This is a genomic window from Winogradskyella sp., from assembly GCF_013213835.1.
GTDB lineage: Bacteria > Bacteroidota > Bacteroidia > Flavobacteriales > Flavobacteriaceae > Winogradskyella.
In genome coordinates, this window is sequence record NZ_JABSSU010000011.1 from 15,153 (window position 1) to 29,726 (window position 14,574).

Genomic DNA, 14,574 nt, shown 5'->3' on the forward strand with positions numbered 1-14,574 from the left:
GTACTTTTTGAAAAACAGCGAAATAGAAAACACTTATGTTATAACAACAGAATATGATAAAGATGAATTAATGACAGATTTGGATAAACTAAATTATTATTTCGCTACACAAAATTCAAATGCAATAATTAATAATAGAGGATCTTTACCAAATAAATTGAAAATAAAAAACAAAGACTTTGATGCTTTATACAATAGAATTAGCGAGACTCTTTTTCCCGAGGTCTTAAACTTTAAAAACCTTGACCACTTGATCATAGTACCATCTGGCAATGTTGGAACAGCACCATTTGCTGCATTAAAAATTGGCGACCAATATTTAATTGATAAAATGAGCTATTCTATAGCACCAAGTATCGGAAGTATTTTAAATATAAATAAAGAGCGAAATGGATTTAATAAAGCACTTTTTATTACAAATCCAATATTTCCTAATGACGACAAATGGAATTTTGCTGAATTACCTGGTACGGCTGAGGAAGTTCATACAATTACATCTCTCTTGAATGAAGATAAATATAATATTCTTAAAGAAGGAGAGGCTTCAAAAAAAAATACAGAAGCCATAATGGAAAACTATGATCTACTTTATTTTGCTACTCACGGCTATTCTGATGTGAACAACCCATTAGATGATAGTTTTATCGCGTTATCTGGGAATGACGTCTCTAATTCATTTTTAACTCCACGTGAAATACAAGAAAAAAACCTAAACGCGAGACTTGTAATATTAAGTGCCTGCCAAACAGGTTTAGGAGGTAAACATGATGGTGGTATTATTGGCTTAACAAGAGCATTTCAGATTGCTGGTGCAGATCACATATTAATGAGTTTATGGAACATTGATGACGCCGAAACTGCAACTTTAATGAGTATGTTTTTTAAGGAATATATAAATAACAAAAGTAACTTATCACCACATCAAGCATTAAGAAATGTCATTTTAAAATATAAGAAAGAGGTTAATCCTGACCCCAAGTATTGGGCAGCATTTTCTATATTTGGTGCGCCATATGTAGATACTTCAACTGATATAGCTTTGAATATTTCTCTTCAGGAACCAGATGACATTAAACTTCATAATGCTATAACGAGATACCTTCACGAAAAAAAAATTGGCACAATCCTAGAACCGGACAAAAGACATTTGGCAGAATTACTAATAAAAAGAAATACAGCTAACAACACATTTATTATAAAAGACCCTCAAAGTGAAGAAATACTTAAAGTATTAAATTCCTTTGATGATACTTGTAATTATTTATTCAGTTTTGCTCAAGGTAAATTCTTAAAAAATTTACAAATTAAAAATAAGAATATAGAATTAGAATTTGAATTACTACCAATTTCACATGATGGAACATATAATGACCTGGTTGTTTTAGACACTAAAGATTACTTATCTAAAAATGGGCTATTCCAAGTAGTACCTAATAATGATTCAGTAATTCTAAAAGTCACCAATAAAGGAAGACAAGCATTTTATTTTTCAATTATTGAAATAAATAGTCATGGGGAAATTGCCGCATTTATGCCAAATGATGATTGTAGTTTAAACGATGATGAGAAACTTATTTTACCAAGTGAAACAAAGGTTTTTGAAAATTGCTATTTTGAGTTTGCTCCACCTTATGAAACCTTAACTCTTAAGGGATTTGCAACTTACAAACCTATAAATTTTAGGGGAAAAAATTACGATACAAGTATGAAATCTCTCAGTTTTGAAGAATACAGTAAAAAAATAAATTCAAATAATACTCTCAAGAAATCTAATAAACAAAACACAAACGAACTTAAGGAAATAGCCACAGAGGGTTACACCTATGAATTCGAATATCAAATAGTTAAAGAAAAAGAGAGTATCAAAGATTAAGTGGTAATATCAAAAAAAAAGATAATTAAAAGTCTCAAGTAGGTTTTTATTTTTTGGTGTACCTTAATAGTATTTTACAACTAACTATTTAAAACCAATGCCAATCAAAATTCCTGTTTTACTTATTATTCTGTCATTTATTGTTTCATTTAATATAAATGCACAAAATAACCCCAAACTTCAACAACAATTTAATGCGAAACTTATTGAAATAGATAGTTTAGCAAAAAGCGGTAACATCACCAGCGCCATTATTGAAGCTGAAGACGCCAAAGACTTTGCGTTCAAAAACTTTAAGGAGAGCTATGATAATCAACGCATGATTCTCTTTAAGCTTAACTTCTACTATCGTGTTACTAGAGATAAGGACAACGAGTTAAAAACCAATGTTGAACTCGGGAAACTTAGAAAAAAAGAATTAGAATGGGAAGGCAACTCATTTAAAACATCTCTTGACACTATGCTCGAGTTCTATAACGCTACACCAAACCCGAGAGAAGTAATACCAACATTTAGAGAGGTTAATACGAGGTTAATCAACCATACCAATGATGTTTTAGCGAGCAGATTAACCGATGAAAAGGAATCATTTTTAAACGAGAATATCATTCCTTTTTTCCATGTCTTTCATTCCTTTGGCTATAAAAATCAATACAAATATGTTGGATTCAACAATCTATTAGTTAATAATACACTTCTTGTTAAAGGTGCTTTACTTAATACGTCAAAAGATATATTGAACAAACTTAGAGCCGTTAATAATCCTGCGATTACTAACATGTTAAATACCTACATCAACGAAAAAGAATTTATCGCGCAGCAGTTAAGTATATCAGAATCACAACGTGTTCCTGATTTTCAGGTACGATATGACCGTTTAGGTGGATTAGAATCTGAAATCTTATATCTCTACCAACAAAACTTCAAAGACGAACGCAAAAGAACTATTAATTGGAGACGCACTGCGCTACGTGAAGGTGAAATCGCTGTAGAATTCAGTCATTTTAGATACTTCGATAAAACTTGGACGGATAGTATCATTTATGTGGCTCAGCTATTTAAAAAAGAATGGAGAAATCCTAAGATCATTCCATTATTTGAAGAAAACCAGCTCAAAGACATCATGAGTAAAGGTTCAAATATCTCAAATAACTTGTCAAGAGGTGCAAAGGCGAAACAAATCAATGCTTCAAGTTATGACAAAGAATTGTATAACCTCATTATTGCACCAATTGAAGCTGAACTAAAAGGTAATGATAAAGTTTACATTTCAGCTGATGGTATGTTACATCAAGTAGCGTTTTCTGCACTTATGAATGCATCTGATAAGAGACTTGTAGAGTTGTATAATTTAGAACAAGTCAGCAGTTCTAGAGTCATAACACTCAGGCGTAAACAACCTAAAAAGAGTTCTGTATTATTAGTTGGTGGAGTTAATTACGATTTTAATACTGAAGGTAAAGACATCTTATATAACAGTCAGACATCATTCTTAGACATCGTTTCCGAAGAAGAAAGTGGCACTTTAAAAACATCATGGAACTATCTACAAGGTACAGCAGACGAAATAAATAACATCGAAAATATCTTAACTTCAAAACCCACAAAAGTCTCAACACTAGCAAACAATGACGCCTCTGAGACCAAAATTAAAGCGTTAAATGGTAAAAGTCCTGATGTGATACATATTGCGACCCATGGATTTTTCTTTAAAAACAACAAAAACAAGGATACCAATTCTATAGAATTTAAAAATGCTGATAACCCATTATTACGTTCTGGCCTACTTCTTGCACATGCTAATTATACATGGCAAAATGGGAACAATCCATACGAGCGCAATGATGGTATTTTAACTGCTTTAGAAATATCAAACCTCGACTTGTCAAAAACAGATTTAGTGGTACTATCTGCTTGTGAAACTGGTCTTGGTGATATTGAAGGCAGCGAAGGTGTGTACGGATTGCAACGCGCCTTTAAAATGGCTGGAGTCAAAAATATAATGATGAGTCTTTGGGAAGTCCCAGATAAGGAAACAGCCGAGTTTATGACCAGCTTTTATGAATTATGGCTAAAAAACAACACCATTAGACAGGCATTTAACAAAACACAGCGAAAAATGCATAAATTATATCCTAATAACCCAGAAAAATGGGCGGCTTTTGTGCTAGTGGAATAATAGAATTGAAGATGTAAAATGAAGACGATTAAAAGCATTGTTTTAATACTAATTTTTGGGTTGACGTATAGCCAAACACCTGAAACTGTGGATGCTTTAAAATTAAAGGCAAATCAAGCGGCATCAGCAAAAGATGCTGAAAAAGCAGCGTTATTTTATGAACAAGCTGCCAATGCTGAAGAAATATCGCCCAATCCACGAACCAATGAGCTGATAAACCTATTTTCTAACGCTGGTCTCTATTTTGCACAAGCAAAAAACTATAGAAAAGCTATAGAATTCTATGTAAAAGCTAAGGATGAAACTTCTAAGACCTATGGCAATAACCATACAGATTACCTCACTTGTCTAAACAATTTAGCTATTCTCAAAGTAAGACTGAAAGACTATAAGGATGCATTACCCATATTCCAAGAGTTATTAAAAAGGGTAGCAACAGTTTATGGAAAAGATCATGAAAATTACTTCATTTACGCCATTAATCTTGGGAAATTATACGTTAAAATTGGTCAAGACAATGAAGCCATAAGCTACTTAGAAACGGGCTATTCCAAATTAAGAAATGACCATAAAGAGTATAGTAATACTCAAAAGAAGTTAGCAGAACTTTATGAGAAAAAGGGTAATTACACTAAGGCATTATCTTTTTATAATGACATCTTAAGTGATATTGAAAGTAAAAATGGAAAACAATATCCATACTACGCACTAAACTTGGCTAATGCGGCCAACATGAATAATAAACTAGGCAACTATGATATGGCCTTAAAGCAATATCAAGAAACACTTCAAATTGCAAAAAATCTTTATGGTTCTGAACATGAATTTTATGGTATTTGCTTATATAATTTGGCTTTACTCTATTACGATCTAGACGAATTAGATCTTGCATTAACAAAGGCACAGCAGTCTTTAGTTATTACGGAGAAGACTTTGGGGAAAACAGATAATCAATATGCAAATAATTTAGAGTTACTCGCAAGTATTGATGAAAAAAAAGGCAATTATGAAAATGCCATTAAGCTATTTAAAGAAGCTTTAGAAATCACGAAAAATAATTTGGGTAAAGAAAACAAGGAATATATTGACACTTTGAATGGTCTCGGAATAGCACAATTAGAAGCAGGTAAGTTAAAAAATGCACATAGCACTTTAGTTGAGGCGCGAAATCTTGCTCTTAAATTCCATGGAAAAGCACATCCTTCATATGCCTTAGTCATCAATAATCTGTCTGGGCTCTATATGAAACTTGGTCAATTTGACAAAGCAATTCCACTTTTAATAGAAGTAACAAAAATATACAAAGAAACGCTCGGTGTGATGCATCCAAACTATGCAAATTTATTGAATAACTTTTGCCATGTGTATTTAAAAACGGGCAAGTATAATGAGGCAATCGAGCTTTACAAGTTTCAACTTAGAATAATTGAAAAAACACTGGGTAAAGACCATGAATCCTATGCCAGAATTCAAAGCAATTTGGCAAGTGCATACACAAGCATAAAAGAATACGACAAGAGTATTAAAAATTACCGTGAAGCCCTGAAAATTACTGAGCAACAATTGGGGAAAGAGCATCCAAATTATGCATTAAAATTGGCCAGTTTAGCCGTAATCTATATGTATAACAAAGACTATGACAAATCCAAAAAACTAATGTTGGAAGCCAAGGCCATTACTGAAAAATACATGGGAAAAAATCACGAAAACTATAACACCATACTGGACAATCTTGCAGCTCTGTACGAGCAGATTGGCGAACCTAACAAGGTTATAGATTTATATAAGGAATCTAATGCCATACGTTGGTCAAAATTAAATACCGTATTCTCTTTTTCTAATGAAATTGAACGAAAAAACTTCATGACTGAATTATTTTACGACTTTGAAGCATATCAGAACTTTGACTATCGCAACGACTATCAGTCTCCAGATTTTGTAGAAATGAATCTCAACAATCACTATCTATTAAACGGATTGTTATTAAACAGCTACACAAACATGCTCGATGAGCTAGCGCAACTAGAAGATGCAACGATAAACCGTTTAATTTACGACTATCAAAATACCAAAAAGCTCCAAGCCCTAGAGGTAACAAAGGAAATAACTAATAGACGTTTTAATGTAGATAGCCTCAAAAAGGTTATTGGTAATAAAGAGTCACTTCTTGTAAAGAAACATAGCAAATATTTTAACAGACAACAACCATTGGCAGATTGGAAAAAGGTGAAAGAAAACCTCAAATCTGAAGACTTGGTCATTGAATTTTCAAAATTTAGGCACAGACAAAACTATAAATGGACTTCAGAATCTAGTTATATGGCCTACGTGTTTGATAAAACGTCCAAGTCACCCACTGCCGTTTATTTATTTGAAGAACAAGAACTCAAAAAAATAATAGCAGCGTCTTCACCATCAGTATTGTATGCATCAAGAGGTTCTAGTGCTAAGACGATTAAAACCAATACAAGTACAGAACTTTACAATCTCATTTGGAAACCCTTAGAAGCCCATTTTAGCAATAAAGAAAATATCTATTTTGCACCTAGCGGTTTGCTAAATCAAATTGCATTAACCGCATTACCAGACGAAAACAACAATTACATGCTAAGCAATTACCAAATGTACCAAATGAGCAATACCGCAAAAATATCAGATGATATCATTAAAATTGACCAATCCAACGCTTTGCTTATTGGTGGTGTAGATTACGACTCTATTTTTACTAGTACATCTGGAGAATCAAATACCCTATTTGAGTTAGAAAATCTTAAAACTGTATCTGGCACACGAAGCATGTCTAGTAAATGGAACTACCTACCAGGTACTTTAGAAGAAATAAAAGCTATTGCACAACTTTTTAAATCTGAAAATGTAACGACACAGCAACAAGTCGCAACAAAGGCAACTGAAACAGCATTTAAACAGATTAGTGGAAATAGCACTAATATCATTCACATCGCCACCCATGGCTATTTTTTTGAAAATGCGAAAGTGAATTATGAGACTAACACTGATTCGAGTACTAAAAACGTTTACAAGACTTCGGAAGATCCCTTGTTGCGGTCTGGATTGATTTTCGCTGGGGCAAATGAAGCGTGGACCAAAGGTGCTAACCCAAATGCTGAAGATGACGGCATACTAACGGCATTAGAAATTTCCAGTTTAAATTTATCCAATACGGATCTTGTGGTTTTATCTGCATGCGAAACCGGACTTGGCGATATAGATGGCAACGAAGGTGTTTATGGTTTACAGCGTGCCTTTAAAATGGCAGGTGTAGATATTATTATGATGAGCCTTTGGGAAGTCCCAGATGCAGAAACGGCAGAATTTATGCAATTGTTTTATGGGTCTTGGTTAAGTGGTAAAACCGTGCACCAAGCCTTTAGAGATACCCAATTGCAAATGGCAAGTAATTATAAAGACAATCCAGAAAAATGGGCAGCGTTTGTTCTGGTGGAGTAATATTTTAATTTAAAGCTATATGAGATTAAAAATATTTTTTATTGTTTTCTTAACGTCGATCTGCAGCCATGCGCAAGAACTTAAGCTAGGTTATAATCAAGGTCATAATAATTCTATTCTTAGCAGTAAATTCAGTCCTAATGGTAAGCTAATTCTGTCTACCTCATTAGATAATACTATTAAAATTTGGGATTATAACACTAAAAAATTGATACATACATTTAAAGGTCATAGCGGTAATATCTATCAAAGTTTATTTAGCCCTAAAGGAGATTTTTATATCACAGTATCTCATGATAGTACAACCAAAGTTTGGGATTTGAACAATCTAAAGCTTAAGCTTGATATTAAGACGAATAAATCGAAAATAAGCACTGTTAATATTAGTAATAATGGTGAGCTTTTGATTACAGGTAGTGATAAAGGAAAAGTTGAAATTTATAGTCTAATATCAGGTCAAAAAATAAATGAAAAAAAGGCTCACAAAACAACTATTAATTCAATTTCAGTAAATCCTGATGGTGAAAGTTTTGCAACAGGATCTGCTGCAGGGAAACTAATAATATGGAATATTACTAATCTTAGTGTTAAAAATCAAATTGAAGCGCATGAAGATGAAATAAACTTAGTTAATTATGACAATAATGGAAATAAGATTATAACAGCCTCCTTCGATAATTCATTAAAGTTGTGGGATGCAAAAGGTGGTTTATTAAAAATTTTTAATGGGCACGAAGATTGGGTCTGGTCTGCAGATTTCAGCCCTGATTCTAAGCAGATTGTATCTGGTTCTTGGGATAATGGCATTAGAATCTGGGACACAAATTCAGGTCAATTAATATACAATTTAGAATATCATGAAGATACTATTGTATCCACTGAATTCAGCCCTGACGGCTCAAAAATATTGTCTTTATCTTCTGACGGCCAGGTATTTCTATGGAATGCAAAATCAGGCACTATGATAAGTAACTTAAATACAAAAAGTCAAAATTTAATCAATGTTTCGTATAACTATAATGGAGAAAATATAGTAGGTACATCTTCTGATGGAAGGATAATAATTTGGGATTCTAAGAACTTAGAAATAATTAAGGTTTTTAACCAATATTCTGCAAGAATATATAACTCGAATTTTTTTGAGAATGGAGAACAAATCGAAATAAATGCTAAAATGGACTATTTCTTAGATTCCTACTCAGGTAAGCCAATTTCTTTAAAAAAAGAAATATCTGATTCTCCAACACGCTATCATTGTGGTAAATACACATATTATTATAAAGATTATTATCAAAGACAGCTGAATGACATCGATGGACTCGAATGTAAATTAGCGGAAAATATAGCATTAAAAGATTATGCAGATTACAACAAAGACTTTTCACAAATAGCTACAATTTCTTATGACAATTCTGCTCTTATATGGAATGTAAAGAATGGAAAAGTTATTTCTTCTCTCAAACATGATTCTGAAGTTATTGGCGCTAAATTTAATTGGAAAGGCGACAAATTAATTACCACTACAATCGACGGATTTATACATATTTGGGATCTTTCTAATGGAAAAGTAATTAAAAAAATTGAAAATAAATTAACCAGTCCAATTGAAGAAAGCACTTATTATAAAGCTGAATATTACGCGTTTTTAAGTATTAAAGAAAAGTTTTTGATAACCTATTATGATGATTATAAAACCATTAGAAACACTTCTAATTATGAAAAAATAATTACTATTAATCGTAGCTGGGATCTAAAGTTCAGTGCTAACGAGGATAAATTAATTGTATATTCTCACTGGCCCAAAGATATATGGATTTATGAAGCTAAAACGGGCCAAAAAATTGACTCTCTAGAATTACCGAAAAAAACTTATGAAGTTGGTTTCAATGACAAATATTTACTTGAACCATCCGAGAATACATTTAAAATTACTGATCTAAAAACTAAGAAGGAACTTTTAAAATACATAACCATTAACAATGATCCTAAATATTGGATTCACCTTCATCCGTCTGGTCTTTTTGATGCCTCACCAGAGGCTATGGACATGATGTATTGGACCAAAGGTCTGGAGATTATTGAGTTTAGCCAGCTAAAAGATAAATACTATGTGCCTGGTTTATGGGAAAAAGTGATGAAGGGTGAATATTTGGGTAATGCAGACATAAAAAAAGATGGTATAGCATTATATCCAGAAGTTAAATTGGGCGAAATAGTAAAGAGTAAACTACCCATTCAATTAACAAAGCGTGAAGGCGGTTACGGTGAAATCTCTGTGTTCTTAAATGGCAAAGAAATTATTAAAGATGCCAGATCTGCTAATTTTAACTCTAGTCTACCAAAACAAACCCTTTACATTGACATCTCCCAATTTGAGGATAAAACTATAAATGGCGCAAACAACTTTGAAGTCAAAGTTAAAAACCAAAAAGGTGATGCCGTAAGTCGTGGTGCTGTAGCCACAGAAGTAAAAACCAAAGAGGTTAAACCACCAAGTTTTTATGCTTTACTCGTTGGTGTTAGCGACTATGTTGGTAATGAAATAGATTTAAAATATCCTGTTATAGACGCAGACGCCGTTGAAAGCGCATTACAATTGGCCACAAAAAATCTTTTTAAAAATGTAGAGATTGTAAAATTGGCGACCAATGTAGACCAAAGACCGCGCAAAGAGACAATTGAAAATGCCATTACTGAAATTGCAAAAAAGGCGAATCCAGAAGATGTTTTCATGGTCTATATGAGTGGCCATGGTGTAAATTGGACAGATAGTGATAATAACTCAGACTTCTACTTCCTTACCGAAGATGCAAGATTTGCCAATAAAGAAGCCTACAACGATGAAATGACAAGAAAAAACACCACGATTTCAACGAACGAATGGGTAGAACTCATTAAGAAAATACCAGCCAACAAAACAGTAATGGTTATAGATGCTTGTGGTTCTGGACAAGCTGTAGAAAATTTAGTAACGCAACGCGATATAGATTCAGACCAAATAAAGGCCATTGATAGAATGAAAGACAGAACAGGCATGTTTGTTATATCGGGTTCAGCAGCAGACCAAGCGAGCTACGAAGCAAGTAGATACGGTCAAGGTTTACTTACCTACACTTTATTAAAAGGAATGTCTGGTGTGGCTTTAAAAGAAAATACTAAGGTAGACGTTAGTACTTTATTCAATTATGCCAAAGATGAAGTACCTAACCTTGCTAGGGACATAGGTGGCATTCAAGAGCCCTTAGTATTATTTCCAAAATCTGGTTCTTTTGATATAGGTATTCTAAATTCTGAGGACCAAAGTAAGATTGTGGTAAATGAACCCAAAGAAGTATATGTAAGAAGCACACTCATGAATGCTGAAGAACTGGAAGATAATCTAGAGCTATCTCTATTATTAGATAAAGAATTAGGTACTCTCTCAACACGTGGTAAAGATATTATTTGGGTAGATGCAAATAAATATGCAAGTGGCTGCAAAATAACAGGCTCTTACACTCAAGACGGAGATATTATCACCTTAAACTATAAAGTTAAATGTAAAGATACTTCTGAAAAATATCAGGTATCTGCTCAAACAAAAGAGGAATTAATAAAAAAGGTAATCTTGAATTTGTAAGCTGTTTTTAAATACTAAAGGTTTTGATATACTTATGATGATGCAATGAAAACCAACAGATAAAGAAACGGCTGAGTTTATGAAGATGTTTTACAAGAAATGGAAGACAACAAAAGAACCAAAAGAAGCTTTTAATCATGCCCAAAATTATATGATGAAATGCTATCGTTATCAACCAGACAAATGGGCGGCTTTTGTGTTGATTGAATAAAATAATATGAATAAAACAATCCATACTTTATTTGCAATTTGTTTTTCAATATTGGCATTTTCGCAAAGTGATAAAGATTACAATACTTGGCAAAAACTACTTGCAAACGGAAACAACTACTTTAGCTATCAACAATTAGATAACGCTGCCAAGGAATATAAAAAAGCACTTAGTCTAGCAGACAAAATCTTTAAGGTTGAATCTGATGAATATTGGACAACGGCTTATTCTTATGCAGTTGTACTCTATCAAACCGAGAGAAGTAATTTGGCTCAAGAACCCATGGAAAAAGCGATTTCTAGTCTCAAAGCCTTGTATGGTGAAACAAACGAGCAGTATGTTAATGGGCTCAATATTTTAGCGAACATTTATTTAGATAATAAAGCTTATAAACTTGCCGAAGAAAAGTATATAGAATCTAACAAATTACTAAAAATTGTATACGGCGAAGACCACATGATGTATGGTATAGGACTTACGAATTTAGCCGGACTATATAGACAAACTGGTGATTACAAAAAAGCGCTTAACATATTAAATAACGGTTTAGATATCTTAAAAAAAGACCCTTATTTTGATAAAACCTCATACAATAACTTAAGGTACAATAATCTTCCCAGCATATATCAAGGTTTAGGAAGACTAGAAGATGCCTTAGAGATTGAAAAAGAAAGTCTGAATTATATTCTAAAAAATTACGGTTCATTTAACTCAAATTACGCTAATATTCTAACTAGCATTGGCGGTATGTATGTCAATCTAGGTTATTTTAATAAGGCAGAAAAAGCATTGTTAGAAGCTTCAGAAATATTTGAAGGACTTAATGACAAGGAAAATGACAAAGCAATGGGAAACACCTATATGTTTTTGGTGGCTTGTTATACAAAAACTTCAGACTACAAAAAAGCATTTTACTATGCTAGTAAAGGTATTGAGCTTATAGAGCTAGATGAAAAAAATCCTAAAGTATCCTCAATTCAGTATTTTGAAATTTTAGGTAACCTTAACTGGAAACTTCAAAATTATGAACAAGCAAAATCGTATTTAGAAACTGTAATTCATTTAACAAAAACTTCTACAGGTGATAATGCACCAACATTACCAACATTATTAACGCGTCTAAGTATGTGTCTTCTTAATATGGAAGACTTGGACGAAGCTAATACACTTGCTCATCAAGCTTTTGATATGGCAAAAGCGCAAAACCTAACTATTAAAGACAATGCTTACAGAGAATGTTTAGATAACCTGAGTACTATTCTTGTGATACAGAAAAAATACAAAGAAGCCATTACAAATTTTGAAAATACACTGAGTGAAGATAATGATAACTATCCAAATTATTGGCTTAAAAAGAGTGAACTCGCATATGTATATCTCCTAGACAACCAATGCCAAAAAGCTGCTAATATTTTAGATGAAGCCATTAAAAAAATAAAATCTTATTATGGCGAAGAAAACCCAGAATACATTGATGCACTTAATAGCCTCATTATTGCACAAAAATGTCAAAAGCGTCATGGTGAGGTCATTAAAAATGTAAAGCAAGCTAACGATTTAACAAAGAAGCAACTTGAAGAACAATTTAGTTTTAGTATTAGCAGTTTAAAAAGAGTTTTTTTAACTGAAATAGAAGCTTCTTTTAATATTTATGAATCTTTAAATATTGAGAATCCACAAGATGAATTAACCGTAATCAACTTAGAAAACAAATTTCTACTCAAAGGATTACTATTAAATCAACAAAAAAATATTATTAAAAAACTCAAAGCCCTTAATGAACCAGATATTAATAAACTTATTGATGATTTCATTGACAACAAACAGTTTTTACAAAGTATAGAGGACAAAAACAATGAGAAGTTTAATGTGCTAAAAGTAGAACTAAAAAAGACTTTAGAACGCTATGAAATTGAGTTAGTGCAGTTGTATAACGACAAGTTTAAAGCCCCAATAAATTTTGATAAAAAATGGAAAAAAGTTAGAGACAAACTTAGCTCAGAAGAAGCTGCAATAGAATTTTCGAGATTTAACTATATCAGCAATTCGGTATCTGACAGCACCTATTATGCAGCCTACATTATTAAAAAAGATGACAAAAACCCTAAAGTTATCACACTTTTTGAAGAAAATAAATTAAAGCATCTTTTTTCTAAGACCACTAGTCCAAAAGACCTTTACGGTACTCGTGGCTCTAAAGCCAATTCTATTAACAACAACTCAAACACATCAGAATTATATGAGCTTATTTGGAAACCATTAGAACAAGAACTCACTAAAGTTTCTACCATATATTTTGCACCTTCAGGGTTACTGCATAACATTTCATTTTCATCACTTAGCAACAATAACAAGTTGCTCTTAGACACCTATAATTTAGTTCAATTAAGCAGCACCTACGAAATCACCAACGAGCTAAACAACCCATCACCAAATAATATATTATTAGTTGGTGGAATAGAGTATGATTATGACAAAAAGGTAGAAGAGATTAGCAATAAAGTAAAAGCACCTGACAATATAGATTTATTAGAAATAAATAGAGCTGAACACAATAACACATGGAATTATTTACCAGGTACTTTAGCCGAAGTAAACACCATTGATACCCTATTATTGAATAAAAACATAGACAAAGACATTTTGACGGGTACAAATGCCAGTGAAAATTATTTTAAAGGTCTTAGCGGCAATAGTCCTAAAGTATTACATATTGCTACCCATGGATTTTTCTTTGAAAACAATGAAGAAAAAACAACATTACTTAAATCTAAAACAAGCAATAAATACAAAACTGATTACAATCCTTTAACTAGAACTGGCTTGTTATTTAGTGGAGCAAATTACGCATGGATAAATGGTAACAATCCACCTAACGAAAAAGAAAATGGCATAATTACTGCAGAAGAAATAGCAACATTAGACTTTTCTAAAACTGATATTGTTGTGTTATCGGCTTGCGAAACAGGACTTGGCGACATTGATGGTAGCGAAGGTGTTTATGGCTTGCAACGTGCCTTTAAAATGGCTGGTGTAGATATGCTTATGATGAGTCTTTGGGAAGTGCCAGACAAAGAAACAGCTGAATTTATGCAATTGTTTTATAGCAATTGGCTAAGTGGACAAAACGTAAGAAAAGCATTTAGAAACACACAACTACAAATGTCTAAAACCTACAAAAACAACCCTGAAAAATGGGCGGCTTTTGTGTTGATTGAATAACT

5 protein-coding genes and 1 pseudogene are annotated in these 14,574 nt (G+C 32.6%); all 6 read left to right on the forward strand.

Annotation, left to right across the window (positions count from 1 at the left end):
• Positions 1 to 7: 7 nt before the first annotated feature.
• The 6 genes and pseudogenes from HRU50_RS14320 to HRU50_RS14345 all read left to right on the forward strand — a co-directional run bounded on the left by HRU50_RS14320 (position 8) and on the right by HRU50_RS14345 (position 14,572).
• Entirely contained in the window at positions 8 to 1,873 is a 1,866-nt protein-coding gene (locus HRU50_RS14320) for a CHAT domain-containing protein (RefSeq protein ID WP_296351792.1), read from the forward strand.
• A gap of 97 nt (positions 1,874 to 1,970) precedes the next feature.
• A complete protein-coding gene (locus HRU50_RS14325) occupies positions 1,971 to 4,052 on the forward strand; it encodes a CHAT domain-containing protein (protein WP_296351793.1) in 2,082 nt (693 codons plus the stop codon).
• Between the two features lie 18 nt (positions 4,053 to 4,070).
• Positions 4,071 to 7,520, forward strand: a complete 3,450-nt coding sequence (locus HRU50_RS14330; protein WP_296351794.1) for a CHAT domain-containing protein — start codon at positions 4,071 to 4,073, stop codon at positions 7,518 to 7,520.
• 19 nt (positions 7,521 to 7,539) lie between these two features.
• A complete protein-coding gene (locus tag HRU50_RS14335; RefSeq protein ID WP_296351795.1) occupies positions 7,540 to 11,139 on the forward strand; it encodes a caspase family protein in 3,600 nt (1,199 codons plus the stop codon).
• A gap of 70 nt (positions 11,140 to 11,209) precedes the next feature.
• Positions 11,210 to 11,350 (forward strand): annotated as a pseudogene (locus HRU50_RS14340) (CHAT domain-containing protein); the annotation flags it as partial.
• A gap of 6 nt (positions 11,351 to 11,356) precedes the next feature.
• A complete protein-coding gene (locus HRU50_RS14345; RefSeq protein ID WP_296351796.1) occupies positions 11,357 to 14,572 on the forward strand; it encodes a CHAT domain-containing protein in 3,216 nt (1,071 codons plus the stop codon).
• Positions 14,573 to 14,574 lie beyond the last annotated feature (2 nt).

What these genes read in the sequence shown, in the direction of transcription:
- HRU50_RS14330 (WP_296351794.1), top strand. Translation starts at nt 4,071, where the DNA reads ATGAAGACGATTAAAAGCATTGTTTTAATACTAATTTTTGGGTTGACG.
- HRU50_RS14345 (WP_296351796.1), top strand. Translation starts at nt 11,357, where the DNA reads ATGAATAAAACAATCCATACTTTATTTGCAATTTGTTTTTCAATATTG.
- HRU50_RS14335 (WP_296351795.1), top strand. Translation starts at nt 7,540, where the DNA reads ATGAGATTAAAAATATTTTTTATTGTTTTCTTAACGTCGATCTGCAGC.
- HRU50_RS14325 (WP_296351793.1), top strand. Translation starts at nt 1,971, where the DNA reads ATGCCAATCAAAATTCCTGTTTTACTTATTATTCTGTCATTTATTGTT.